At 41.3% G+C, this 26916-nt stretch carries 24 protein-coding genes and 1 tRNA gene; 18 read left to right on the top strand and 7 right to left on the bottom strand.

Annotated features, from left to right (window positions below; all coding sequences use genetic code 11):
- Nucleotides 1-44: 44 nt before the first annotated feature.
- The 3 genes from ACPZ3T_RS18645 to ACPZ3T_RS18635 are packed head-to-tail and all read left to right on the top strand — an operon-like array spanning nucleotide 45 to nucleotide 1310.
- Nucleotides 45-269 carry a CopG family transcriptional regulator gene (locus ACPZ3T_RS18645; RefSeq protein ID WP_490270960.1) on the top strand — a complete coding sequence of 75 codons (225 nt, stop codon included), beginning with the start codon at nucleotides 45-47 and terminating at the stop codon, nucleotides 267-269.
- Nucleotides 256-387 (top strand): type II toxin-antitoxin system PemK/MazF family toxin, encoded by a 132-nt coding sequence (locus ACPZ3T_RS18640; protein ID WP_490270959.1) that lies wholly within the window; start codon nucleotides 256-258, stop codon nucleotides 385-387. The genes ACPZ3T_RS18645 and ACPZ3T_RS18640 overlap by 14 nt, the downstream gene beginning before the upstream one ends.
- Entirely contained in the window at nucleotides 384-1310 is a 927-nt protein-coding gene (locus tag ACPZ3T_RS18635) for an SGNH/GDSL hydrolase family protein (RefSeq protein ID WP_490270958.1), read from the top strand. Before ACPZ3T_RS18640 ends, ACPZ3T_RS18635 begins: the two co-directional genes overlap by 4 nt.
- A 136-nt stretch (nucleotides 1311-1446) precedes the next feature.
- Here ACPZ3T_RS18635 and topA read toward each other — a convergent pair whose 3' ends face one another.
- The gene (gene topA / locus ACPZ3T_RS18630) at nucleotides 1447-3603 is read right to left on the bottom strand and encodes a type I DNA topoisomerase (RefSeq protein ID WP_490270957.1); all 2157 of its coding nucleotides are present in this window, start codon (nucleotides 3601-3603) and stop codon (nucleotides 1447-1449) included.
- 166 nt (nucleotides 3604-3769) lie between these two features.
- On the opposite strand from topA, the gene ACPZ3T_RS18625 reads away from it, so the two are divergent.
- The gene (locus ACPZ3T_RS18625) at nucleotides 3770-4831 is read left to right on the top strand and encodes a molecular chaperone DnaJ (protein WP_490270956.1); all 1062 of its coding nucleotides are present in this window, start codon (nucleotides 3770-3772) and stop codon (nucleotides 4829-4831) included.
- Nucleotides 4832-4960: 129 nt separating this feature from the next.
- On the opposite strand, the gene ACPZ3T_RS18620 is transcribed toward ACPZ3T_RS18625, so the two are convergent.
- Together ACPZ3T_RS18620 and ACPZ3T_RS18615 are read right to left on the bottom strand one after the other, a co-directional pair.
- Nucleotides 4961-5680 (bottom strand): choice-of-anchor E domain-containing protein, encoded by a 720-nt coding sequence (locus ACPZ3T_RS18620; RefSeq protein ID WP_490270955.1) that lies wholly within the window; start codon nucleotides 5678-5680, stop codon nucleotides 4961-4963.
- Between the two features lie 207 nt (nucleotides 5681-5887).
- A complete protein-coding gene (locus ACPZ3T_RS18615) occupies nucleotides 5888-6037 on the bottom strand; it encodes a hypothetical protein (RefSeq protein ID WP_490270954.1) in 150 nt (49 codons plus the stop codon).
- A 56-nt stretch (nucleotides 6038-6093) separates the two neighbouring features.
- Between ACPZ3T_RS18615 and ACPZ3T_RS18610 the strand changes: the two genes are divergently transcribed.
- A complete protein-coding gene (locus ACPZ3T_RS18610; protein ID WP_490270953.1) occupies nucleotides 6094-7410 on the top strand; it encodes an RNA-guided endonuclease InsQ/TnpB family protein in 1317 nt (438 codons plus the stop codon).
- Here ACPZ3T_RS18610 and ACPZ3T_RS18605 read toward each other — a convergent pair.
- Nucleotides 7407-7718, bottom strand: coding sequence for a hypothetical protein (locus ACPZ3T_RS18605; RefSeq protein ID WP_490270952.1), 312 nt, complete (start codon nucleotides 7716-7718; stop codon nucleotides 7407-7409). The genes ACPZ3T_RS18610 and ACPZ3T_RS18605 overlap by 4 nt on opposite strands.
- Here ACPZ3T_RS18605 and polA point away from each other — a divergent pair.
- From polA to ACPZ3T_RS18555, 10 genes are all read left to right on the top strand, one after another.
- Complete coding sequence (gene polA, locus ACPZ3T_RS18600) at nucleotides 7710-10634, top strand: DNA polymerase I (RefSeq protein WP_490270951.1); 2925 nt, start codon at nucleotides 7710-7712, stop codon at nucleotides 10632-10634. The genes ACPZ3T_RS18605 and polA overlap by 9 nt on opposite strands.
- Nucleotides 10635-10685: 51 nt before the next feature.
- Complete coding sequence (locus ACPZ3T_RS18595; RefSeq protein ID WP_490270950.1) at nucleotides 10686-11657, top strand: alpha/beta fold hydrolase; 972 nt, start codon at nucleotides 10686-10688, stop codon at nucleotides 11655-11657.
- Between the two features lie 474 nt (nucleotides 11658-12131).
- Nucleotides 12132-12332, top strand: coding sequence for a hypothetical protein (locus ACPZ3T_RS18590; protein ID WP_490270949.1), 201 nt, complete (start codon nucleotides 12132-12134; stop codon nucleotides 12330-12332).
- Nucleotides 12333-12538: 206 nt separating this feature from the next.
- Nucleotides 12539-13795 carry a GNAT family N-acetyltransferase gene (locus ACPZ3T_RS18585; protein ID WP_490270948.1) on the top strand — a complete coding sequence of 419 codons (1257 nt, stop codon included), beginning with the start codon at nucleotides 12539-12541 and terminating at the stop codon, nucleotides 13793-13795.
- Nucleotides 13776-13940 (top strand): hypothetical protein, encoded by a 165-nt coding sequence (locus tag ACPZ3T_RS18580; RefSeq protein ID WP_490270947.1) that lies wholly within the window; start codon nucleotides 13776-13778, stop codon nucleotides 13938-13940. Before ACPZ3T_RS18585 ends, ACPZ3T_RS18580 begins: the two co-directional genes overlap by 20 nt.
- 19 nt (nucleotides 13941-13959) lie before the next feature.
- Nucleotides 13960-14421, top strand: coding sequence for a Holliday junction resolvase RuvX (gene ruvX, locus ACPZ3T_RS18575; protein ID WP_490270946.1), 462 nt, complete (start codon nucleotides 13960-13962; stop codon nucleotides 14419-14421).
- Nucleotides 14422-14561: 140 nt separating this feature from the next.
- Nucleotides 14562-15134 (top strand): DUF3727 domain-containing protein, encoded by a 573-nt coding sequence (locus ACPZ3T_RS18570; protein WP_490270945.1) that lies wholly within the window; start codon nucleotides 14562-14564, stop codon nucleotides 15132-15134.
- A gap of 356 nt (nucleotides 15135-15490) precedes the next feature.
- Nucleotides 15491-16030, top strand: coding sequence for a YqeG family HAD IIIA-type phosphatase (locus ACPZ3T_RS18565; RefSeq protein ID WP_490270944.1), 540 nt, complete (start codon nucleotides 15491-15493; stop codon nucleotides 16028-16030).
- Nucleotides 16031-16262: 232 nt separating this feature from the next.
- Nucleotides 16263-17372: a glutamate 5-kinase gene (proB, locus tag ACPZ3T_RS18560; RefSeq protein WP_490270943.1), complete on the top strand. Its 1110-nt coding sequence runs from the start codon at nucleotides 16263-16265 to the stop codon at nucleotides 17370-17372.
- Nucleotides 17373-17636: 264 nt separating this feature from the next.
- Nucleotides 17637-17721: transfer RNA gene (locus ACPZ3T_RS18555), tRNA-Ser, on the top strand.
- Nucleotides 17722-19132: 1411 nt separating this feature from the next.
- Here the strand turns inward: ACPZ3T_RS18555 and ACPZ3T_RS18550 are convergent.
- Nucleotides 19133-19801, bottom strand: a complete 669-nt coding sequence (locus tag ACPZ3T_RS18550) for a Crp/Fnr family transcriptional regulator (RefSeq protein ID WP_490270942.1) — start codon at nucleotides 19799-19801, stop codon at nucleotides 19133-19135.
- 8 nt (nucleotides 19802-19809) lie between these two features.
- Here ACPZ3T_RS18550 and ACPZ3T_RS18545 point away from each other — a divergent pair, with 8 nt between their 5' ends.
- Together ACPZ3T_RS18545 and hcp are read left to right on the top strand one after the other, a co-directional pair.
- The gene (locus ACPZ3T_RS18545) at nucleotides 19810-20013 is read left to right on the top strand and encodes a hypothetical protein (RefSeq protein WP_490270941.1); all 204 of its coding nucleotides are present in this window, start codon (nucleotides 19810-19812) and stop codon (nucleotides 20011-20013) included.
- A 44-nt stretch (nucleotides 20014-20057) separates the two neighbouring features.
- Complete coding sequence (gene hcp / locus ACPZ3T_RS18540) at nucleotides 20058-21692, top strand: hydroxylamine reductase (protein WP_490270940.1); 1635 nt, start codon at nucleotides 20058-20060, stop codon at nucleotides 21690-21692.
- Between the two features lie 179 nt (nucleotides 21693-21871).
- Here the strand turns inward: hcp and ACPZ3T_RS18535 are convergent, their stop codons facing one another.
- Both ACPZ3T_RS18535 and ACPZ3T_RS18530 read right to left on the bottom strand, forming a co-directional pair.
- Nucleotides 21872-23542: a transglutaminase domain-containing protein gene (locus ACPZ3T_RS18535; RefSeq protein WP_490270939.1), complete on the bottom strand. Its 1671-nt coding sequence runs from the start codon at nucleotides 23540-23542 to the stop codon at nucleotides 21872-21874.
- Entirely contained in the window at nucleotides 23539-23787 is a 249-nt protein-coding gene (locus tag ACPZ3T_RS18530; RefSeq protein WP_490270938.1) for a hypothetical protein, read from the bottom strand. The genes ACPZ3T_RS18535 and ACPZ3T_RS18530 overlap by 4 nt, the downstream gene beginning before the upstream one ends.
- Before the next feature lie 102 nt (nucleotides 23788-23889).
- Between ACPZ3T_RS18530 and ACPZ3T_RS18525 the strand changes: the two genes are divergently transcribed.
- Nucleotides 23890-26760, top strand: a complete 2871-nt coding sequence (locus ACPZ3T_RS18525) for a cation-translocating P-type ATPase (RefSeq protein WP_490270937.1) — start codon at nucleotides 23890-23892, stop codon at nucleotides 26758-26760.
- Nucleotides 26761-26916: the final 156 nt, after the last annotated feature.

The raw sequence follows: 26916 nt of genomic DNA, 5'->3' as shown, positions 1-26916 counted from the left end.
AGTAGTATTGAGTAAGAATATTCTTGCTACCATTTGGTAAGACTATGCAAGTTGAAAAACTATCAATTTCCTTACCAGCTTCCCTGGTGCAATTTATTGAAGGTTACAAAGTAGCCCATGACAGTAAATCTCGTTCCCAAGTTATTGAAAAAGCATTGCAGTTATTGCGAACACAGGAGCTAGAACAGGCTTACCGAGAAGCATCTGCTGAAGTTGACAATGATTGGGAAATGACTATTAGAGATGGATTAACTGATGAAGCGTGGTGATATTTATTACGCTAATCTCAGTCCGGCTCTAGGCTCTGAGATGGCTAAACGCCGCCCAGTGTTGATAGTTAGCAATGATACCAATAATCGTGCAGCTAGCGAGGATGTTTGCAGGTGAAATTAGTATTGGTAATTTTTGGGGTGGTGGTGGTAGCTTTAGTGCTAGGGGAAATCGGATTGCGATCGCTGTTTGGTTTTGGTAATCCCCTGACTTATATTGCTGATGAGCAAATAGGTTATTTGTTAGCACCTAATCAACGCACTCGTCGTTTTGGTAATCGCATTGAAATTAATCAGTATTCTATGCGGAGCGCGCCTATATCCGAAACACCTGCACCTTCAACCCGGCGAGTCTTACTGTTGGGTGACTCCATTGCTAATGGTGGTTGGTGGACAGATCAAGATTATACTATTTCTAACTTACTGATGGTTAGTTTATCTGGTCATCAGCCCACCGAAGTGATGAATGCTTCCGCTAACTCCTGGGGGCCAAGAAATGAATTAGCTTATCTCCAGAAATTTGGGACTTTTCAATCTCAAGCAGTTGTACTATTACTTAATACAGATGATTTATTTGCTACTGCACCCACCTCTTTACCAGTGGGACGCGATCGCAATTACCCCAACCAAAAACCAGCCTTAGCCTATATAGAATTATGGCAGCGTTACCTAGAAAAACCCCAGGCGATTCCTGAAATGAAAGCTGTGCAGAAAGAACCAGGCGATCGTGTCGGTTTTAATCTAGAAGCCATTGCCAAAATTGAAGAATTAACTCGTGCTAATAATAGCAAATTGCTGTTGTTGATGACTCCTTTATTACGAGAAATTGGCGAACCAGGCCCCCGTGATTATGAAATTAAAGCCCGTCAACGCCTCCAGAATTTTACTCAATCAAGAGAAATTATCTATATAGATTTCCTGCCGATATTTAACGCTACTGCTAACCCTAAAAGCTTATACCAAGACCATATTCATTTGAACTTAGAAGGCAATAAGTTAGTTAGTCAAGAAATTGAGCGATCGCTGATGACTTTATTTTAAAGCAGAGGTAGATTGAGTTAATACCAACGTCAGTTCGGGTTAAGACAATTTCGTTGCTAGTTATACGAAATCATAGGAGTTTCAGGCAACGATAGAATCATGGTTTGAATTTTGAATTTTGAATTGCTATGACTGTTCAGGACTTTAATTCGCCAAATTTGGGACTCCACCAGCCTTTTTGAGTGCTGAAATAGGCAACATCTTTGTGTTTCTTGTCTTGGCGTGACTGGGGACTAGAACAGCGCAACATTGTTTTAGGCTGTCCATCTTTGGTGTAAGAGTACTCTTCTAAAGGTTGTTTGCATACAGGGCAAGGATAGGAAGTTATCTTTGCAGGGGGTTTTTGTGGATTATTTGCTGGGGTGGCTTGATTTTTAGGTGCTTGCCAAGTGTGAGTGCGATCGCTCCAAAACAGTACAATGTTGTCACAGCCGCTAGTACACTTGAGGAAATATTTTTTCTTGAGCTTAGTACTTTTAATTTTGGAGAGAAAATTGTGACATTCAGGACAACGAGTCTTGGAGGTTTCGTATTGACGGGGGGCAGATATCGTACTATTGGAGACACCAACTACTACAGTTTTGGCTTTAGTGAGTGCGGGGACAAAATAATCTTGATTCCAAGTGGTGAGATATTCTTGCCAACCTTGTTTACCATGAGCGATCGCATCTAGAGCGTCTTCCATCTTAGCGGTGAATTGTGCTTCTAGTAAATCTGGCAGTGCTTTCTGTAAAAAAGCATCAACTTCTAATCCTAAAGCTGTGGGTTGCAGATTACCCTTCGCTAATTCCACATAACCCCGATGCTTGAGGGTGGCGACGGTGGGAGCATAGGTACTAGGACGACCAATACCTTTACGCTCCATTAGCTGCACCAATTTGGGTTCGCTGTAGCGTGGCGGTGGTTGTGTCTGTTTTTTTTCAAAATTGGCATTTTCCAGCGTTAGAGGCTGTCCTGGCTGCACAGAGGGTAAAACTGAATCCTTGCTGAGATTAGGCCAATACTTAGCATAACCATAAAATTCAATGACTTGCCCTCTAGCTTCCCATAACAAATTCCCGGACTGAGTGACTATTTGAGTTTTACGGAGTTGGGCGGAACGACACTGAGAAGCCATTGCCCGTTTCCAAATCATCACGTATAAATTAAACTCATCTGCTGGTATTTCTTCACGCAATTGTACGGAAGGACGAAACACATCTGTCGGACGAATTGCTTCATGGGCTTCTTGGGCTGATTTACTGCTACGATGCTTGGCTACTTGGGGCGGTACATTTTGGGGGTCATGTTGTTCTAACCACTGACGCGCACTGGCACAAAATTCAGGACTGAGTATAACTGAATCGGTTCGCATATAAGTAATTAGCCCCGCCTCATACAATTTTTGCGCTACCTGCATAGTTTTATCTGGGGAGAATTTCAGCTTAGAACCGGCAGCTTGTTGCAAAGTTGAGGTAGTGAAGGGTGGGGGTGGTTGGCGTTGTACTGTCTTCCCTTCCACTTGAATGACTTGGTGGGGATAGTTGCGGGCGGCTTCGACTAACTTTATTGCCTCTGCTTCTGACAACACCCGTTTAGATTCTGGTGCTTTTGTTGTATTGTCAGCAGCATCATCATGAATTTCTGCTGTTTGTGTTTCTGCTTGTGGGGTTGAGTCCGCCAAACCCTTGTAAAACGCCCGGAAACCCTCTTGATAATCTGCCCAGACATTCCAATAATCTTGGGGAACAAAGGTTTGAATTTCTCTTTCTCGCTGACAAATCAGGTGTAAGGTAGCACTTTGAACTCGACCGACACTTTTTGCACCGTTATTCAATGCCCAAACCAGGGGGCTGCCCTTGTAACCTACTAACTTATCTAAACAGTCACGGCATAATCCCGCACCGACTAAATTAAAGTCTAGTTTTCTGGGGTGCGCGATCGCTGATCTGACTGCTGATGGTGTAATCTCAGTGTAGATAACTCGTTTAGCATCACGTAATCCTAGCACTTCTTTGATATGCCAGGCGATCGTCTCTCCTTCCCGGTCTGGGTCAGTTGCTAAAACAACTTCATCAACCTGCTTAGTAAATGCTTTTAGCTGCTGAATAGTCTCCTTAGCCCTTTGGTCACGCGGCACGTAGTTGCATCTCACACTCCCCCCATCCATACTGAACCCCAGTGAATCTTCCCCTTCATTACTGAGTTCTCGAATGTGACCACAACTAGCACGGACAATCCAATCTGTACCAAGAATTTGACTGAGTTTTTTAACTTTACCAGGAGATTCGACGACTAGAAGACGTTTCGCCATAGCACCCGCTTGTTAAATAGTTTTAATAACAGAGGCAACTTTTAATCATACACTTAGTATTCCTGTACTATCAAGTACTGATAAACTAAATGTATCTTGTGTCTGTTGATTTATACATACTCTGACAGTTATCCTGCTGTAAGCACTCAACTTACCTACACCTCCCATGCCTCGCAAAATAGCATCTCCACCTCCTGTTAGCAAAACAACACCCTTGGCACTGTCTGAATTACATATCCGCTTAGAGGTTTTAGAAAAAGAACATCAATCCCTACTCAAGCAGATTAAGAGAAAGCGGACAGAACTCAAGAATTTTGTCGAACAAATGCGTTCTTTAGCGACGGAGATATTTCACAAAGCAACTCCAAACTTCCAAAAAATGGCAGAACTTGACCAAGAAATTCATGCTTTGTTCCATGAACTTTTGACCAAAAGAAAGTTTGGTAAACAAACTAAAAAAAATATAGAATCTGTTTATCAGCAACTCCAGTTAACAGGAATCATTAGTTTAAAATTTAATCAGCCTGATGAAGATACAGAATTAGATGAATTATTTGAAGAGATTCGTTCTCGAAATGAAACTTTTCAAGATGCTAATAAACACGATCATCAAGATTGGGAAAGACAAGAACCGATAGAATCTCCATCTGCTAGTAGAACAGACGAATCTCGAAAAATTCGTCAAACATTTTTGAGGTTAGCAGAAATTTTTCACCCTGATAAAGTCAAGGATAACGAAACCCTTCAGTCTCATACCGAAATCATGAAGGAAATTAATAAAGCTTACCAAGAAGGAGATTTAGCAAGACTATTAGAAATTGAGCAAAAGCATCAGGTAGGGGAATCTATCGATAATAACAGCGAGGATGATTTGACTCGCAAATGTAGAATCCTAGAACAACAAAATGAAATTCTCGTCAATCAATATGAGAACTTGAAGCGAGAATTACGCCAAGCAAAAAATACTCCAGAAGGAGCAATGGTTGCTGATGCCCGTAAAGCTGCTAAACAAGGCATTGATGCGGTTGATGTGATGCTACAAACAATAGAACATCAAATTAATATAGTCACACAAATTCGTGATTTTGTCCAGAAATTCCGTGACCAGAAATTGACAATTAAAGAATTTCTCAGTGGCCCAGCAACTCTACACTCATTTAGTGAGGAAATGATGGAAGATATGCTAGAGCAAATGATGTCAGAATTAGATGGAATAATAGTGTTTTAAAACAGTTATCAGTTAAATAGTTGGACACAATTAAATTCATTCGTTAAGGCAGGTAAAAGGCTTGGGGCAACAGGCAATAGGAAAACGCGTACCCCCAGGGTACGCGGATGAATCAATTCAAAATAAAATCTATTTTTTAATGCAACATTTCAGGCTTGCCACGCCACTGCTACTACTCGTCTTAACTAATAAACCAAGACCGAAAATTAAACCTAATCCCAACAAAGTAGAACCTTCAGGTATAGTCTGAGCAGCGTCATATTCATACGTAACCTGGATATTTGCTTTAGCTAATGTCGCCACAAAAAAGCTAGTATTACCTGAACCTGCAACTACTGATTTACCTAAAGCTGAGAAGGCAAAGTTTACATTACTATTACCGATGAAAGATTGTAAAAACTGGCTATCAGTAGAAGTAAAAGTACCAGATTGCGAGGCCATTAGTCCTGCTATTGTCTGTCCAGAAGTACCACCAAAATTAATTGTGCCATCATATGCACCAGTTTGGTAGTCAGAAACATTTTGCGGATTTAATGTCAATAGAGACTGATTGTTGAGAGATAAACTTAAATTACCACCAAGTGTAACGGTTATTTCATCAGGGTTTGGGCTGATATTTTCAAACCCTGCATCTCCTTTGATGTCACCAGTAAAGTCTATAGTTACACTTTGAAGAGTGCCGAGGGACGAGTTAAATTGTTGAATGGCAATAGATTCATTAATGTTTGTGGGTGCAAAATTAGTGCTAGCTGTTTTCGTCAGGGAAGCAGCATTAGCAGTACCAGCACTAGCAATAATTCCTACCAAGGTTGTAGCAGTGCCTAGAATCTTAAAAAGTGTTGTTGTCATAAGTGATAATCTTTTTAAAGATTGATTGGAGTAAGATTTCTCACCTAATTTCTAACTCTGAAACTTTATAAACAGGGTTGAGGAATATACTTAATTTTTTATAAAGTTTTTACAAAAGATTTAACGGGAGCGTGAAAGCTCCTGAGAAGCAGCAACGCAGTTGCGTACTTCGTGCTTCAGACAGGAGATGAAACGCGACACGGCAGGCTAAGATGCTGCTGTGTCTTTTTCAAGTATTAGGCTGTCAATCCAATCTTCAATCAAGGATGTGATAGTTTTATCTTTTTGAGCAGCATATAAATAAAGTTTATTTCTTCTACGCTCAGATAAACGTATTGTTAATGTTTTTCCTTTCATTTTGTACATACATTGTTAGTATTTAGTGTTATTATATCTCAAGGAGGTGAAAAGCATTGTATGGTTGTCAGCAAAATCTAATCAATCCTAACAATGAATTAAAAGCAGTTCTTGAGTTTATTTGCTCTGAGTCGCATAAACTAACTAATTGTGGTATCTACTATGCTCGTCAACTATATTTCAAAACTGGCAAGTTAATTGGTAAATACGACTTAGAAAAGGAGTACAAGACTAACAAACATTATCAGGTTTTGCACTCTCAAGCAGCGCAACAAATACTTAGATCCGTTGCTGAGTCATTTAAATCTTTTAAGGAACTAGACAAGAAATATAGTAAAGGTAATTTGCCTTTTAAACCAAAGTTGCCTAAGTATCGCAAGGGCAATGGTTATGCTCTTGTAACTTATCCTAGACAGGCATTAAAGCTTGTTGGTAATAATATAAAAATACCCTTGGGTAATACTATTAAACGTTGGTTTAAACTTGATAGTTTCCTGCTACCAATGCCTTCAAACTTGAAGTTTGCAGATATTAAAGAACTAAGAATACTACCAAGAAATCAATGCTTTTATGCTGAATTTGTCTATGAGCAAGAACCAGCACAAGAGTTACAACTAAATCCCCAATATGCTTTAGCAATTGATCCAGGTATCAATAACTGGTTAAGTTGTGTCTCTAATCTTGGAACTAGCTTTATTGTTGATGGACACAAAGTTAAATCCCTTAATCAGTGGTATAACAAACGTGTCTCAACCCTAAAAGAAGGTAAACCACAGGGCTACTGGGATGATCATTTAGCAAACATAACAGAGAAGCGTAACCGACAAATGCGTCATGCTGTAAATAAAGCAGCTAGCTTAATTGTTGATTATTGCATTAAACATCAAATTGGTGTGGTTGTTTTTGGATGGAATCAAGGGCAAAAACAAGAAGCCCAATTAGGTAAAACAACTCAATCTTTTGTTCAGATACCAACAGCAAAACTAAAAAAGAGAGTTGAGCAGTTATGTGACTACTACGGTATCCAGTTTATTGAAACTGAAGAATCCTATACCAGCAAAGCTAGTTTTTTAGATGGTGATTTTCTACCAACCTACGGTGAAAAACCCGAAACGTGGAAACCATCAGGAAAACGAGTGAAACGAGGAATGTATCGTACTCGAACAGGTAAATTCATCAACGCCGATTTAAATGGTGCAGCAAACATTCTTAGAAAAGTAGAGACACAATTAGGTTTAAGCCTAGTCAAGGTCTGTAGGGCATTATTGACCGTGCCTACCAGATTTCGTATCTGGGAAACCAAAACTAAAAAGCGGAGCGAAGTGGCTTTAGCCTCAGCCCGTAGCAACAGTTTAGAATCCCCGTGTCTTTAGTCCGGGGAGAGGTCAAAAAAATTATTAAAGTTGAGGGTAAGCGGGGGAGTGATAAGAGGCAGGGGGCGGGTGTAGGGGTGTAAGGGTGTAGGGGTGTAAGGGTGTAAGGGTGTAAGGGTGTAAGGGTGTAGGGGTGTAGGGGTGTAGGAGGTGTGGGATGGTGGAGAACAAATCTTTCCCCCCACACTCCCCTCTCTCCCCACACTCCCCCTGCTCCCTTGTCTCCCCCTGCCCCCTGCCCCCTGCCCCTTTTCTTCTTCACTGGTGTTGTGGTTCAAGGTTCTGGCTACAATATGGCTATGTCTCAAACTTCTGTTGCTCAAACTACTACCCGTCCTACCTTCATCCTTGTAGACGGACACTCTTTAGCTTTTCGTTCTTACTTTGCTTTTGCTAAGGGACGAGATGGCGGACTGCGTACTAAAACCGGTATTCCTACTAGTGTATGTTTTGGCTTTGTGAAAACACTGTTGGAAGTCATGGATACACAACAGCCGCAAGCAATGGCTGTGGCTTTTGATTTGGGTTTACCAACTTTTCGCCATGAAGCTGATGATACCTATAAAGCTGACCGTCCTGGAACACCAGAGGATTTTGTCCCAGATTTAAAAAATCTGCATGAGTTGCTGCAAGGTTTTAATCTGCCAATTTACACTGCGCCTGGTTATGAAGCTGATGACGTGTTGGGGACATTGGCGCAAAAAGCAACGGTTGCTGGGTATAAGGTGAAGATTTTAACAGGCGATCGCGATTTATTTCAACTCATCGACCCCGCCAAGGAAATCACTGTCTTAAATTTTAGTCCTGATGCACTGAAACGCACTACAAATGGCATTACTGAGTTCAGCACAGAACAAGTTAAAGAAAAACTTGGTATTTTACCTACACAAGTAGTTGATTTTAAAGCCTTGTGTGGTGATAAATCAGATAATATTCCCGGTGTGAGAGGAATTGGCGAAAAAACCGCAGTTCAATTACTTAATACTTACGAGTCTTTAGATCAAATTTACGCCTCTATAAATGAAATTAAAGGCGCAACCCAGAAAAAGCTCATAGAAGGCAAAGAAGACGCATATAAATCTCAATATTTAGCCAAAATAGTTTTAGAAGTTCCCCTAGAAGTAAATTTAGAAGATAGTAAACTTCAAGGGTTTGATCATAGCCTTCTCATCCCGATTTTAGAAAAATTAGAGTTTAACACCTATCTCAATAAAATTAATGCCCTACAGCAAAAGTTTGGTGGACAAGTCGAGGAAAATTCACAAGTTACAACAATTGATATAGACGCAAGCTTTGGAGATGATACAGATTTTTATTCTTTGGCAGAAACACAAGCTGCACAGGAAGAACAAAAACTTGATTCTCCCATTCAACCGCGCATCATTAATACTGAAGGAAAACTTAGAGAATTAGTTGAGATATTACAGAAATTCACTAACCCCAAATACCCTATTGCTTGGGACACAGAAACCAGTGATTTAGAACCAAGAGATGCGGAATTAGTAGGAATTGGTTGCTGTTGGGGAACTGCACCAGATGAATTAGCTTATATTCCCTTAGCACATAAAACTGGCGATAATTTAGATAAAGATATTACACTCCAAGCACTGCGGCCAATTTTGGAAAATACTCAATATCCTAAAACTTTCCAAAATGGTAAATTTGACCGCTTAGTTTTTCGCACTCAAGGAATTAATTTAGCGGGTATTGTCTTTGACACTATGTTAGCTAGTTATGTGTTAAATCCAGATACTAGCCATAACCTCACTGATTTAGCTTTCCGTTATTTGGGGTTAAAACTCACGAATTATGTTGATTTAGTTCCCAAGGGTAAAACTATTGGGGATATTAATATTGCATCTGTAGCTAATTACTGTTGTTTACAAGTTTATGCAACATTACAACTTGTACCCAAAATGCAGGCAGAATTAGAGAAAATTCCAGCATTATCTCAGTTATTGACAGACGTAGAACAGCCACTAGAGGCTGTTTTAGCAGCAGTAGAATATACGGGAGTGCGGATTGATTCTGATTACTTAAAAGAACTTTCCCAGCAATTAGAAACGGATTTAGCCAAATTACATGAACAAGCTACAGAAATCGCTGGAGAGAATTTTAATTTGGGTTCTCCGAAGCAATTGAGTCATATTTTGTTTGAGAAATTAGGTTTGAGTACCAAATATTCGCGGAAAATTCAGACTGGTTACTCTACCGATGCAGCAACATTGGAAAAACTGCAAGAAGTTGATGAAACTGGTTTTGTGAATGCGATTATTGAGTATCGAACTCTCTCAAAATTAAAGTCTACTTATGTAGATGCGTTACCTGCATTAGTCCGTGCCGATACCCATAGAGTACATACTAATTTCAATCAAACAGCCACATCAACTGGTAGACTATCTTCCTCGAATCCCAACTTACAAAATATCCCCATTCGCACAGCTTTCAGTCGTCAAATTCGGAAAGCATTTTTACCGGAATCAGGTTGGTTAATGGTAGCTGCCGATTACTCCCAAATTGAGTTAAGAATTTTAGCACATTTGAGTCAAGAACCTGTTTTAGTGCGAGCTTATCAACAGAACGAAGATATTCATACTGTAACCGCCAAGTTAGTTTTTGATAAAGAAGAGATTACAGCCGATGAACGCAGAATAGCCAAAACTATTAACTTTGGTGTAATTTACGGCATGGGTTCATTGAAATTTTCTCGTTCTACAGGAATTGATAAAACTACAGCTAATGAATTTATTAAACGATTTAGCGATCGCTATCCGCAAGTTTTTGCTTATTTAGAAGGTGTAAAAAAACAAGCCATATCTCAAGGCTACGTAGAAACTATCCTCGGTCGTCGCCGTTACTTTGAGTTTACCACCAACAGTTTACGCAAACTTAAAGGTAGCAATCCAGCAGATATTGATTTAAGTAAATTAAAAAACTTAGGTGCTTACGACGCAGGCTTACTACGTGCCGCCGCCAATGCACCAATTCAAGGTTCAAGTGCAGATATTATCAAAATTGCTATGGTGCAACTCCATGAAGTTTTGCAAAGTTATCAAGCGCGGTTACTATTACAAGTTCACGACGAATTAGTCTTTGAAGTTCCCCCTGATGAATGGGAAGAATTACAACCACAAATTAAATCTGTGATGGAAGGTGCAGTAAATTTAAGCGTACCGTTGCTAGTAGAAGTGAAAGCCGGTGAAAACTGGATGGAAACAAAGTAAATTAATCTCAGTCAACCAGTATTAACCTTTTATGTTTTTATCTACCATAATATGCCGATTTACGGGTCAGATGAGATTACCTTTGAAGGGGTGAGAGGCGATCGCTATTGGTTCTATGAGCCTTATAGTTATAGTGGGCTGAGTGATATCGACGAACAATTAAGCGGCTTTCCTGTGGCAGTATTTTTACCACAGCATCGCCCCAGACAGCACACACCCTTAGTTATCGGTTTACAAGGGATGTGTGCGCCCTATGGCTGGAATGCGTTTATTGTCCCCACACTCACCCAAATGGGTATCGCAGTAGCCTTATTCGATACACCATTAGCGGGTGAACGGAGTTTAGTACGTACCTTTACAAGTTTGGCACAAAATGAAATTAAACCCTTACTTGAGCGAGGAATTGCCTTTGATACAGCCATGCTGTTGGCGATATTTCGCAGCACAGCCAATGATATCGCTAGAGTGAGAGAATTTTGTAGCGATCGCTATGGACTTTGTGACTCTAGACTGGCATTATTTGGAGTAAGTATGGGTGTATTACTATCCGCCTACGCTTTTACAGCCAATAATTTAGGAGACAGACTACTGGGAACTATTGGTCATGCAGATTTGCAATCTTTTGCCAAAAGTTGGGGATATACTTTCTTACCAGATATTGCAGCTTCCCCTTTCGGTGGAATAGCCGAGTCAATTTTAGACAGATTGCAACCTGATTTAACACCCGTCGTCAAACTTTTGCAACTAGCCAAAAATCTCAAATATCAAGATCAATTCGCATGGGAATGCAATCCCATCAATTATATTGAACAAGTAAAATTACCCCGGCGAGTCCGCTTTTTGATTGGTGCGAACGATCCAATGGTAAATATTAAAGATGCTCAAACCTGCGCCCAAAAATTCCCCGATGGAGCTTGTTATATAGTTCCAGGAATGGGACACGGAACTAGACAATGGGGTATAAATTTTGTTGATCATGTGCGTTATTTCCTCGCCACACAATTAGGAGACTGGGCAGGGTAAACTTTAGATACAAATCAATTATAAGTAATAAGTTAAGATGATCATACTAAAACTGTATAGGCAATAGTGGCGTGTCAAGCCTTAAATTGTGGATTAGGGGTAGGTTGGGTTGGGGCTTTGCGTTCGCGTAGCGTGCCGTAGGCAAACCCAACACCACGATCAAAGTTGGGTTTCCTAACGTCAACCCAACCTACAATTTTTTGCACTATTTTAGCCTTGCCACGCCAGTAGGGTGCGTTAAAGCAACGCGTAACGCATCGTGTGATGGTGCGTTACGGCAATTTATACTTTCGCTCATACTCAAATCCTCACGCTGCCGTAACACAACGGCAATAAAGCCTTGTGCTTATCTCTCTACCCAGTTGACAAAGAACCGTTAAACTTCATTGCGAATTAAGAAGCCTAACGAAACAACATGATAAGTTTCTATGGTGTGAACCAATAGCACGCTAAGATAAGGAGAATACATTGGCAATGGAATCAAATTTATCCAAGGGCGTAGTTTTAACCAACGAAGATATCAGTGAATACGTAGCCCATCTACAGTTGCACATGACTTTACAAGCTCGCAATCTGGTTCCAACCCTTAAGCCAACACAGGAAGATAGTAGAGAACAATTGTTACATCAAACCCAAGCCACCTTTGAAAAGCTGGCTTCTCGTCAGGGTTTATAATTAAGAAAAAATATAATTAATAAAAAAAGCAAATAAAATAAAAGCAGATGATCTTGGGTGAACACCAACAGTGTACTCAAAAAGTCTGCTTTCTCTATTTTTGCTGTATTTCCCGACGGAAATCACCCTTTTGGAGCAATAGCAAACGACAAAAAGCCGTTAAGATAATTGCAGCAGTTCCTCTGTTCCCAGTTAGTTAAGGCTACATGGCAGCCCAAATAAAAATGAACTCCTTACTTCCGCAAAACCTCAGCGTTGTCATTCGGCCAGTCCAATACCGGGATCTGGACGGAATTGAGCGCATATCTCAAGAGTCATTCGCCGCCTCGTCTCCCAAAGGGGCTAACTTCATCAACCAGCAAATGCAATTGTTACATCGCTGGTATGGGTTACTGAGATTTTTAAGTTGGTTTCCCAACCCTCTACAACATCGTTTCTGTGCCTATGTAGCGGAACAGGGACGAATGCTCTTAGGAATGATTCAAGTATCACCATTCAATCGGACACGTAGCACTTGGCGAGTTGAACAGGTGATGTTGGATCGAGGTGCTGATAAACAAGGAATAGGTTCGCAACTCTTACGCCATTGCTTTGAGTCAATTTTAGAAGCTCGGACTTGGTTATTAGAAGTTAATGTCAACGATCTAGACGCACTGGCACTTTATCGTCAAAATGGATTTCAGCGTCTAGCAGAAATGACTTACTGGGAAATAGAGCCGGAATTGCTCACCGAACTAGCAAAAGCTGAACCAGACTTGCCTAACCTCCTACCAGTGAGCAATGCTGATGCTCAGTTGCTTTATCAACTAGATACTGCCTCAATGCCGCCTTTAGTGCGTCAAGTATTTGATCGCAACAACCGCGATTTTAAAACCAGCTTATTTGGGGCATTAGCTGATGCTGTCAAGCAATGGGTAACAAAAACCGAGGTAGTCAGTGGCTACGTGTTTGAACCCCAACGCAAAGCCGCAATAGGTTATTTTCAAGTACAACTCGATCGCAAAGGTGAAACTCCCCACGTCGCCACCCTCACCGTTCATCCTGCCTATACTTGGCTATATCCAGAGCTACTAGCTCAATTAGCTCGCATTGCCCAAGATTTCCCCCAACAAGGCTTAAAACTCGCCTCCTCTGACTATCAGCCAGAAAGAGAAGAATATTTAGAACGGATTGGCGCAAAACGTATAGAACATACCTTAATCATGTCCCGTTCTGTGTGGCACAAACTCCGGGAATCGAAATTTGTGTCTTTAGAAGGTATTCAATGGACTGACGTGTTGCAAGGCTTACAACCAGCCCGTAAACCCATACCTGGCGGAATGTCCTGGGCAGAAGTCAGACAACAGCAAACCCCAGAAATCCCCGTCAAACACCAATCTGAATCCCTGCCATTTGGCTGTAAAAATTGTCACATTGAGCCGAATTGTCTCCAGGAATTGGCAGATGAGCAGGAGGAGAATTAGGGATTGGGAGCAGGTTGCAGGGGGCAGGGAGCAGGGGAGCAAGGGAGACAAGGGAGACAAGGAAGACAAGGGAGACAAGGAAGTACAGGAGATTTTACCCCGATGCCCAATGCCCAATGCCCGATGCCCAATGCCCTATGACTAATGACTAACAAGTAAATATAATGACAACAAAGTATATATCAGCACTGGGATTAGATGTAGGGCGTAAGCGGATTGGCATTGCGGGATGCGATCGCACAGGATTAATTGCTACAGGAATCACTACTCTGGAGCGTACATCCTTTGAGCAAGATGTCGTGAACATTCGTAACTTAGTGGAAGAACGTCAAGTAGAAGTGCTGGTTGTGGGTTTACCCTATTCAATGGATGGTTCTCTAGGCTTTCAAGCTCGTCAAATACAAAAGTTTGCCAACAGACTGGCTAAAGTTCTACAACTACCTATAGAGTATGTTGACGAGCGACTAACTTCTTTTCAAGCGGAGCAATTACTCATTGCTGAAAATCGTTCACCTTCACGTCATAAAGGTTTAATTGATCGCAAAGCTGCATCGCTAATTTTGCAGCAGTGGCTGGATAATAGACGACGTATTCAGCAGAGTTCACAGGTATCTCTAGAGTATTAATACCTTTGAACATGATATCCTGAAAGCTATTACACAGCAGTTGTATTTAAATCTAAAGCTATTTGCTTGACATCATTAGTCATCAAACAGCAAAGCGATTTTCACTAGTGTTGGTACTTATCAAGTTTCATCCATTAGCTATGTTTTCTTCTCCATTTTCTGAAAATGACGATCAAGCTTCCACAGGTTCCATCATTTTGACTGATGATAAGGGACGAACCCTTGAATGTTATGTAGAACATTCACTTTCAGTAGATGGACAAGAATATGTTTTGTTACTGCCTGTAGACTCACCTATAGAAATTTTTGCTTGGGAAAAAAAACAAGAGGAAGAAGAAGCAGTTCTGGTAGAAGATGATGCCATTATTGACGAAATTTTTAGTACAGCTAAAGCTGTATTAGCCGAGCAAAATTTGGCACTCAAAAATACTGCTTACGCTTTGACAGTTGCAGGCGAATTACCACCAGTAGAAGATGGAGAACTTTTTACTTTAGAAATCGAAGAAGAAGAGGCTGATTTAGAACCAGAGCAATTGCAATTACTCACTACTTTCTATTATCAAGAGCAGGAGTACTCTATTTATACACCTGTTGATCCTCTGCTATTTTTTGCGAGATTATCTAAAACAGGTGAACCTGTATTACTCTCTCCAGAAGAGTTCCGCCAAGTGCAGCCGCTTTTAGAAGAGCAACTCTTTAATGAAGTGGAATAAAATGAGAAGTTGACAATTAAAAATTAAAATCTGGCATTTTTAAATTTTTAATTAATATTTTTCCAGAGAACAGAAAAATTCTCATTCCCAAGTCAAGCAGTTATCATGGCTGATGGTTGCTTTGTTATGCAATTAATTTAGGCGGAAAATCAAGATCATGGGAGTAGGGGAGCAGGGTAGATAAGGTAAATACACATCTTGCACCTCGGTTAAAAACCGGGTTTCTTGCAAATCCCTCAGCTTAAAACCTTAATTTCGTTCATAAACCCGGTTTTTAAGGGCTTTTTAGGGCTTATTGAGAATGGTGCAAGATATAAATAAAGGGAACAATAAGTAATGATTAATGACTATTGACTATGACTTGGAACAAGTTCTTACAGCCTGATTTGATTTTGGATGGTTCTGTATTAAACCTAACACCAGAGATGATTCAACATTACCAGTTGAAAGGATTGGTGTTGGATGTAGATGAAACCTTAGTGCCGATTCGAGTAGGTGCAGCTTCCCCAGAACTCAGGGAATGGGTAGAGCAAGTACGTACCTGCACGTCTTTGTGGTTGGTGAGCAATAATTTGAGTGAAGCACGGATTGGTAGCATTGCGCGTTCTCTGAATTTGCCATACTACCTAGGTGCAGCCAAGCCTTCCCGCAGAAAAATCCGTTCGGCACTCGAAGCAATGGATTTACCTGTGCATCAAGTGGGGATGGTGGGCGATCGCTTATTTACTGATGTCTTGGCCGGAAATCGTTTAGGTATGTTTACAATCTTGGTAGAACCTATTGTCCATCCTGATGCAGCTTTGCGTTCCCATCCTATTCGCAACTTTGAAGTTTGGTTTTCAGAAATGCTGGGAGCTTCGATTATTTCCAATCATACAAAAGTTCACAAAGATTGATAAATGCTTAAAAAATCGAAATCTAAAAAAATAATTAAAAAAAATCACTATGGAGACAAAATCGGAGAATATAGGTATTAATAACATGGGGTCAGCCAAAAAAGACCCTAGAAGATAACAAATAAATATAAACTAGTAAAGCGTCAGCCTTCACTTATAGAAGGACTGGCGTTTTGCTATTTAGTTTTGAAGTTTTAATTTTGAATTTTTAATTCCCCGCAGGGGTTGATTAATGACCAAAACAATTGTTGTCAAAATCGGCACATCTAGCCTTACTCAACCGCAGACTGGACAACTCGCACTTTCCACGATCGCCACTTTAGCAGAAACCCTGACTTATTTAAGACAACAGGGTAATCGGGTGATTTTAGTATCTTCGGGAGCGGTGGGAGTGGGTTGTGCGCGTTTGGGTTTAACGGAACGTCCGAAAGCGATCGCGCTTAAACAGGCAGTAGCAGCCGTTGGACAAGGCAGATTAATGCGGGTGTATGATGACTTATTTACCACCTTGCAACAGCCCATTGCTCAAGTCTTACTGACTCGCAGCGATTTAGTACAGCGTAGTCGCTACCTCAATGTTTACAACACCTTTGGGGAACTGCTGGGATTAGGAGTTATCCCTGTAGTCAATGAAAATGATACTGTCGCCGTGGATGAACTCAAATTTGGGGACAATGATACCCTCTCAGCATTAGTAGCTAGCCTTGTAGAAGCAGATTGGTTATTTTTACTCACCGATGTTGATAAATTATACTCTGCCGATCCTCGCTCTGTGCCTGACGCTCAACCAATTTCTTTAGTCAGTAGCATGAAAGAATTGGCAGAACTACAAATACAAACAGGCTCTCAAGGTTCTCAATGGGGTACTGGTGGGATGGTAACAAAAATTTCTGCGGCCAGAATTGCCATTGCCGCAGGAGTACGTACCGTAATTACCCAGGGAAGATATCCCCAAAATATCGAAAAAATTTTACAAGGTGAAAGTATTGGTACGCATTTTCAACCCCAACCAGAACCAACCTCAGCCCGAAAACGCTGGATTGCCTATGGTCTTGTACCTGCTGGGAAATTATACTTAGATACTGGGGCGATCGCTGCTATTGTAGAAGCAGGTAAATCTTTACTACCAGCTGGTATTAAAGCTGTTGAAGGTGAATTTGACGCTCAAGATGCTGTACAATTATGTCACATCAATGGTCAAGAAATTGCCAGAGGACTAGTTAACTATAGTAGCAGCGACTTGCAAAAGATTCGTGGGTGTCATTCTAGAGATATTCCCACAATCTTGGGTTATGTCGGTGCAGAAACAGTCATACACCGAGATAATTTAGTTTTGACTTAAAAAATAGATAAAAGGCAGGAAATCCTACCTTGGTACATAGCTTATCTTTTAGCCTGGATTAAATGTTACATAAGCATTTGACGCAGAGATGACAGTTAGATGAACTTTCTGTGTAAATATGCCTGCTAAATTTACTCAACAACATAGCAGCGATCGCTCTTGCTTCAAAGATGCTATCATGACAACAGGAAACTTTGTCTCAATAGTTTCCTGAGTTGACTAGGTTTGAACTTTTCACAGACTCAAACCCATAATTTTATACCTGGAGAGGTGTCCGAGTGGTTGATGGTGACGCACTCGAAATGCGTTTTGGGGAAACTCAACGGGGGTTCGAATCCCCCCCTCTCCGTTTTACAGTTATCAGCTAACACACTTAAAAGGCTTTTATTGTCGCCATTATGTTACGGCTCTCTAAGGATTTGTGGATTTTACCCAATGATATATAGCCGCAGCACACCAATATTATATGGTGCGTTACGCGTTGCTTGAACGCACCCTACAATTTAAGGTTTACTTGATAAATCATCACAGATATCAAATAATGAAAAATTTCAACACATCCTTTAGGAAGATGACCTAAAACAACAGTAGTTTTAAATTAAGTCTGGTGTGTCGAATAACTGCTTTCTATGGAGGTTTAGCAACTGCTAAACCTTTTTTATCGCTAAAAAAATTTCCTTTATAATTGGAAAATTTATACTTTTTAGGATCAATGTATAATTAAAAACTGTCTAAAGTATATTTTAGGAGATACTCACATACCTATAGATAGATGAACTAAAGTAAGATTCTGAATATATTACCTAGCATATGGTAAACTCTTGGTATTTATAGGCTTGGATAATAACCAAGCCTATTTTGTCAAAAAATATGTAAATAAATTTAAATTTAATATTTACAAATTTTCAAATATTACCTTATATAAATGAATAAGATTCAGTTAAGGTTTATTGTTATCAATAATTGCTGTTGCAAGATGCAATATCCCTCATCTCTACATCATGGTGTGGGGATTATCTAGACTTTTTTTATATAAATAATTTATTTAAAGCAACCTGCTAATTATCAAGTAAATTCTCAATTAGCATCTTTCTATAGATGGTGGAAATAAATTTCTTGGCTAGCTAGAATTAACCCTGTTAATGCCTGAAAAACGTGTGTATACCCTGGAATATAGGCCAGGGTCTTTTTTTTGCAATTATTAATATGACTAGGATTGCATAACAGATTTTTAAGATTTTGTACACATCTTTTGGAGAGATGAATTATTCTTGCATGAAGCATAAATTAAGGATATATGGTAAACACCTGGTATACCTAGGGGCTGAGTTATGACTCAAGCCTCTTTTTATTTAATTAGGGCGTGAAATTCAGAGTTAAAAAGTTAAGTTTGTAAAAGGTATCAACCTACCACTTATATTAATATATTGATACATACTCAAGAAAGATGATATCTCAAAAAAGTAATTTTAAATTAATTTTGTACGTTGTTAAGCACAGCAATTACCGAGGTTTGGCTAAAAACCAAACCTTTTTTATAAAAAATTATAAATTTTTGACTTGATTTATTAATAACTAAGTTAGCACATATCAGTTTTGAGATAATTTGTATTCACTCTAGAGAAAGATGAACTAAAGTAAGAGTCAGTTTACATTAATCTTGGTGTAGTAAATGCTTGGTATATATAAAGGCTTGGCTTAACCGAGCCTTTTTTTGTAAATTATTAGGGAGTATAAACTAAATATTAACTAGTGGCGTGTCATCTTGCAGCTATCAATCTAATTTTTGTACCATTCATCTCAATGATTCCCTCTTGAGAGAGTTTATAAAAAGCGCGGGAGAGAGTTTCAGGAATTGTTCCTAGGAGTGCAGCTAGTTGTCCTTTAGGTAAATCGAGTTCAACTACATCAGCATTACCATTACGATCGCTTAACATGAATAAGTAGTTTTGTAAGCGTTCTGGGACTTCTTGAAAGGAAAGGGTATCAACTAAATGGGTTAATCTGCGTAAGTGACGGGCAAATGTTCCCAACATAGCGATCGCTAATGTAGGATGTTGCTGTAAAACCATCAAAAATGCTGTCCTAGGAATAAACACCACTTCAGAATTTTCTAGGGCGGCGGCGGAAGCGGGGAAATTTCCTCCATCGAAGGCGGGTACTTCTGCAAAGTGTTCATCTACGCCAAAAATATGCAAAATTTGTTCTTTACCAGCATTAGCGAGTTTAAAAACCTTAATTCTGCCAGATTTGACGATAAAAAATCCTGTACCTGCATCTCCTTCCCAAAATAGGGTTTCTCCTTTCTTATAGGTTTGGGGAATAGCAATATTCGCTAATGCTTGCAATTGTTCATCTAAGACACCTTGAAAAATCGGTGTCTGTTGCAAAAATTGTTTGACTTCTAATACACGTTCGTTGAAAGACATGATGGGGAGTGGGGGCAGGGGGCAGGGGGCAGGGGGCAGGGGGCAGGGGGCAGGGGAGCAGGGGGAGACAAGGGAGACAAGGGAGACAAGGGAGACAAGGGAAGGGGGACAAGGGAGACAAGGAAGAAATATTTACCCTAATGCTCCATGCCCAATGCCCAATGCCCAATGCTCCATGCCCAACTTTTGACTTAGATCAAGGATTTACTTAAAGGTAAATCATACGCTGGAAGCATGAAGATTGGAGTTATAAATTATGTTCTGTAACCAGTGTGAACAAACAACCCGTGGTGATGTGTGCCATCAGTGGGGCGCGTGTGGTAAAAGTCCTGAAGTTGATGCTTTGCAGGATTTGTTGGTGCATTGTTTGCGGGGATTATCCCAGGTGTCGTTACAAGCAAAGTCTCTAGGAATTACTACCCGTGATACTGATGAGTTTACCTGTGAGATGCTCTTTTCTACACTAACAAATGTAAATTTTGCTCCGGCTGATTTTGTGGCTTTCGTGAATCGTGCGATCGCTTTACGTGATAGTCTCAAGTTACAAATTCAAGCTACAGGTAACAGTGTTGTAGCATCTGCGATCGCTAATTTTCAGCCTGCTAGTAATCTACAAGCACAAATTCAGCAGGGAAAAGACTTAGAATTTGAGTTTATCAGTCAATCTGCGAAAAATGTAGATATTTTCTCTCTCAAGCTCACTGTATTATATGGTATCAAGGGTGTAGCCGCCTATGCTTTCCACGCTTTGGAGCTTGGGCAACATGATGAAGACTTATATAGATTTTTCCATGAAGTTTTGGCACACCTGGATGACCAAGATAAAAGTTTATCAGATTGGTTAGATATCACCCTGCAAGTCGGGCAAATGAATCTGAAAGCGATGGAATTACTGGATGCTGGCAATACTGAAACTTTTGGTCATCCTACACCTACAGTTGTACCTCTGGGACAGATCACAGGTAAAGCCATTCTCGTATCAGGACACGATTTACTGGCATTGAAAGCCATCTTAGAGCAAACCCTGGGAACTGATATTAAGGTTTATACCCACGGTGAACTGTTGCCTGCACATGGCTATCCCAAATTAAAACAGGTTTATCCGCATCTTTACGGACATTACGGTACTGCATGGCAAAATCAAACACATGAATTTGAACGTTTTCCTGGTGCGATCGCCATGACTACAAACTGCCTCATGCCTCCTCATGAATCTTATAAACATAAGGTATTTACACTGGGGCCAGTTGGTTATCCTGGGTTGGAAAATATCAGTATTCGTGATGTTTCACCGATAATTGAGAAAGCTTTAGAACTACCGGGATTTACTGATGCAACCGATGGCGGGACAGTAACTACAGGTTTTGCTCGTAATGCGGTGTTGAGTGTTGCTGATACTGTAATTGATGGTGTAAAGCAAGGTAAAATCCGGCACTTCTTCTTGATTGGGGGTTGTGATGGTGCTAAATCGGGACGTAATTATTACACTGAATTAGTCGAACAGATGCCAGATGATTGTATTGTTTTAACTTTAGGTTGTGGTAAATTCCGCTTTTTTGACAAAAATTTAGGCGAAATTGCTGGTATTCCGCGCCTATTAGATTTAGGTCAATGTAATGATGCTTATTCTGCAATTAAAATTGCTGTAGCTTTAGCAGATGCCTTTGGGGTTGAGGTGAACCAATTACCACTATCTTTAGTATTATCTTGGTATGAACAAAAAGCGATCGCAGTGCTGCTAACACTCCTACACCTCGGTATCCAAAATATCCGCATCGGCCCCACACTACCAGCTTTCTTCACACCTAATATTGTCAAGTTACTCTCCCAAACTTACAATCTGCAACTTATTACCACCCCAGAACAAGATTTAGCCGCCTGTTTAGTATAGGGGGCATGGGGCATGGGGCATGGGGCATGGGGCATTAATTATCTTCTGTTCCCCTAAGTGACTATTAATACTAAGTTTCTTTCAGAAATAGTATTCCTACACCCCACACTCCCCACACTCCCCACACTCCCCACCCCAGGTTACTATCTTTGACTCCTCCTGACGCACCCTACTACAAGCTAAAACGGTGGCAACTCCTCAAGAATTGTAAAGCGAATATGATTAATGGCTAAGTCACCTATAGGGATATCTTCCTTAGTTAACCGCTTACCTTCACTACTTAATGTTTCAAAAGAGATGCCTTTGCCAATTTCAATGTGATACCAGCATAAGCCCATGAAAAAGCGTGTCGGATAAGGGCCATCATTACCCAAATCATCAGGATTAGATTCCATTGGCAACCAACCCAGACCAGGTATATAAAATTCTAACCACACATGATTAAAATCTGGTTGTAGAGGCACTCCTTTATAGTCGCTATTAGGGGGGCATTTGTATCTACCGACGGTACGGCAAGGAATGCCATTTAAACGACACAGTGCCAACAATACACCCACATACTCACCACAAGAACCTACACCCCGTTCTAAAACAATATCTGGGGTATCAATGTAGGGTTTAATGCCATAGGATAATTCATCATAAACATAGTTGCGGATGCTGTACATTTTCCGCAGCAGATTTGTTTCTGAACCAACGGCATCACGGGCAGAACGCCGCACAATGGGGGTATCCATTGCTAAATCATCATTATCTACCAGATAACGAGCTTGAATTTCCGGGGATATTTCGGGAATATCTTCCACATCTTTAGGTGTGATGCGGTACTTAATTCCCCGTACTTCTAATTGTGCCTTCCAGCCAAATATATGACGTTCGCCAGGGGTGAGAGCATCAAATTTAAACAAAGCTACCCGTTGCCCATCAATAACTTCTTCAGTGAAGGGGATACCAATGGGTTCGATGTGTCTAACTTTTTGGCGTTCCGTTTCCGAGGGGAGAGCAATACGCCATTCCACATCAGGCAAATACACCTCTTCTAAGGGGGCTATTTCCTCAGCATAGGACATTTCAATCAGATAGCCATTAGAAAGGGCGTATTTTTTATCCGGCTCGTGATGATAATACAGGGGATGAATGAAAGTGCGATCGCGGTATGTTAACTCATGATTAGGATCGGCATTAGGATTATCCCGAATGTAAGGCTCTTCCGAAGCATAAGCCACCAACAGACTTTCATTACCCGTTTGCGTATCTAGGTGTACTGCTATGCCTGTAGGGGAATCAAAGGGAGTTAAAACACTAAATCTCACTTCCCCAGTTCCCCTATCCATAGAGTAGACTGTTTGTTCGGTGCGATCGCAAATCCAGAGAGTTTCTCGATTCACCGCTAAATTTTCTACCCCCACGCCAGGCGTATAAAATCTAGTAATTTCCTTGCGGGTATCACGGTCATATATCAGAATATAGCCAAGTTTTTGGCAACTAACATAAACAGTGGAATCCCAGACAGCAACACCATCAGCAGGATAGGGCAAGGTAGCAAAATGCTCTAAACCTAAAGACGGCAGTTTCGATACATAAACACTATGATCACGAGTTACCCACAGAGTATCTTCCCAGACAGCTAAACCTGTCACCTCACTAAATTCTCTAGTTTGGTGAGGGTTGAGAATTTTACTGTTATCGGTATGAGGGTCAATTTCTAATAAATGCCCCTTAATCGTGTCAATTGCAATCAGTTTATCTTGGATAAACGCGATGCCACATAACATGGCAGCAGTCAACGGTCGAATTGTCCTTTGCCCAAACATTTGGCTAGGTGTCAAACTAGTGGGTGCAAAACTCATATTAAGCATAATTGGCAACGGTTTAGCACACCTAGAATTAATTGTGCCATATCTTTAACTAGGAATTGGGAATTGGGCATGGGGCATGGGGCATGGGGCATGGGGCATGGGGCATTGGGCATGGGGCATTGGGGTAAAAATCTCCCTTGTCTCCCTTGTCTCCCTTGTCTCCCTTGTCTCCCTTGTCTCCCCCTGCTCCCTGCTCCCTGCCCCCTACTCCCTGCCCCCTGCCCCCTTGCCCACACAGTGATACGATATTTTTTAAATTGGAAGTCCCTTAATTGATGGTTTTCCTGCCATGACTCAATTATGATCGAATTTTGTAACCTTTTCCTGTAACTTACACAATGTCTGCTAATTCTCTGCCTGAAGGTGTCGCCATTTGGCATAGTTTGGAAGTTGAGCAAGCAATAGAACTGCTTGATAGTCATGCTGATAGTGGCTTAACAACTCCAGAAGTTGAAAGGCGGTTGCAAAAATACGGACTCAATGAACTAGAGGAACACGGAGGACGTAGTGCTTGGGAAATTCTGCTAGATCAGTTCAAGAATATTATGTTATTGATGCTGATTGCAGTCGCTTTCATTTCTGGATTTCTAGATTTGATTGCTTGGCAAACTAATCAGCTTAAGCCTGGGGAAGTACCATTTAAAGATACGATCGCTATTTTAGCAATTGTCATTCTCAATGGTATCCTGGGATACGTCCAGGAAAGCCGGGCGGAACAAGCCCTAGCCGCATTGAAAAAAATGGCTTCTCCTTTAGTGCGTGTCATCCGCAATGGCAAACTGCTGGATGTAGCAGGCAAGGAGATAGTCCCAGGGGATGTGATGCTAGTGGAAGCTGGGGTGCAAATATCTGCTGATGGACGCTTGGTTGAACAAGCGAATTTACAGATACGGGAGTCAGCACTGACCGGTGAAGCGGAAGCAGTTAATAAACAAGCTAATATACAACTACCAGAAGAAACATCTTTAGGCGATCGCATTAATTTAGTTTTTCAAGGTACAGAAGTTGTCCAAGGGCGCGGTAAGGTACTAGTCACTAATACTGGGATGACTACCGAGCTAGGTAAAATTGCTGCTATGTTGCAGTCGGTAGAAAGTGAACCTACCCCCTTGCAGCAACGCATGACTCAACTGGGTAATGTCCTGGTAACGGGTTCTTTGGTATTGGTGGCGATCGTTGTCATTGGCGGTATTATTCAAGCTAGAGGTTTTAGCAATCTCCAAGACCTCTTAGAAGTTTCTTTAAGTATGGCGGTGGCTGTTGTCCCTGAAGGTCTACCTGCTGTAATTACCGTCACCTTAGCATTGGGAACTCAGCGCATGGTACGCCGCCATGCGTTAATTCGCAAACTACCAGCAGTAGAAACTTTGGGTTCTGTCACCACTATCTGTTCTGATAAAACTGGGACATTAACTCAAAATAAAATGGTGGTGCAATCGATTGCCACTAATCTTACTAGCTTCCGGGTTACAGGCGAAGGTTATGCCCCTGTGGGTGAGTTTTATTTAGATGGTGAACCAGATAATGCCATCGCCCCAGATGAATATCCCGCCATCTCCGCTTTATTAGTGGCTTGTGCTGTTTGTAACGACTCAGTACTACAAAAAGAACAAGGAGAATGGGCGATTTTAGGCGACCCCACCGAGGGAGCATTAGTCACCTTGGCGGGGAAAATAGGTATTGAAAAAGACCAATGGTCTAGTAAATTACCGCGTGTCGGCGAATTTCCGTTTTCCTCAGAACGTAAACGGATGAGTGTGATTGCTCAAGTGGAGCAAGTAGCCACAGGGGAACAGTCTTTTACATATGTTGACCCCCAACTGGCGGGATTAATTAACACTGAACCTTACATCATGTTTACCAAAGGTTCACCAGAATTAATCTTGGCTCGTTGCAGTGAGATTTATTTAGGTACAAACTCAGCACCACTCAACGACGAGCAACGTAGCCAAATTTTGGCTGAAAATGACCAAATGGCTAGCAACGGTCTACGGGTGTTAGGCTTTGCTTATAAACCCCTGTGGGAAGTACCCCCAGAAGGTAGTGACGAAACCTCAGAACAAAACTTAGTTTGGTTGGGGTTAGTGGGAATGCTAGATGCACCCCGTCCAGAAGTGAGAGCAGCAGTACAAGAGTGTCGAGAAGCCGGGATTCGTCCCGTGATGATTACAGGCGACCATCAACTAACTGCACGAGCGATCGCTACTGATTTGGGTATTGCCCAAACAGGTGACAGAGTTCTCACTGGTCAAGAATTGCAACGCATGAGCGACCAAGAACTAGAACAGCAAGTTGACTTAGTCAGCATTTATGCACGGGTAGCCCCAGAACACAAACTACGGATTGTGCAAGCATTACAACGCCGGGGTAGATTTGTAGCCATGACTGGAGATGGTGTCAACGATGCCCCCGCTTTAAAACAAGCTGATATTGGCATTGCAATGGGTATTACTGGTACTGATGTCAGTAAAGAAGCCAGTGATATGGTGCTAATGGATGACAACTTTGCTACCATCGTCGCCGCCACCAAGGAAGGTAGGGTGGTTTATACCAACATCCGCCGTTTTATTAAATACATCCTCGGCAGTAACATTGGCGAAGTTCTCACCATTGCCGCCGCCCCGCTTTTAGGGTTGGGTGATGTTCCCCTCACACCCCTACAAATTCTGTGGATGAACTTAGTCACAGACGGTTTACCCGCTTTAGCCTTAGCAGTAGAACCCCCAGAACCAGATGTAATGAAGCGTCCCCCATTCAGTCCCCGTGAAAGCATTTTTTCTAGGGGTTTGGGTTCTTATATGGTGCGGATTGGCATTGTGTTCGCCATCATCACAATTATTTTGATGGAATGGGCATATCATCATGCCAGAGGCTACACAACCGGAGGACTTGACCCTGAGCGGTGGAAAACAATGGTCTTCACGGCTTTATGTGTAGCTCAGATGGGTCACGCCATAGCAATTCGCTCGAATAATCGATTGACTATTGAGATGAATCCCTTCTCTAATATGTTTGTCTTGGGTGCTGTAATTGTCACCACAATTTTGCAACTAATGCTGATTTATGTTCCACCCCTGCGGGCATTCTTTGGCACTCACTGGCTACCACCCAACGAATTAGCCATTTGTTTTGGTTTTAGTGCCTTAATGTTTGTTTGGATTGAAATGGAGAAACTTTTCTTCCGCTTTATCGGCAAGAAAAGCGTGTGAAACAAGCAGGGGGCAGGGGGGCAGGGGGCAGGGGGCAGGGGAGCAGGGGGGACAAGGGAGACAAGGGAGACAAGGGAGAAACTCTTGAATTTTGAATTTTGAATTTTGAATTTTGAATTTTGAATTGATTAGCCCCATTCCCAATGCCCAATGCCC

It is taken from the genome of Aliinostoc maniaoense, assembly GCF_058172895.1.
This window is presented reverse-complemented; position numbering and strand designations above follow the sequence as displayed.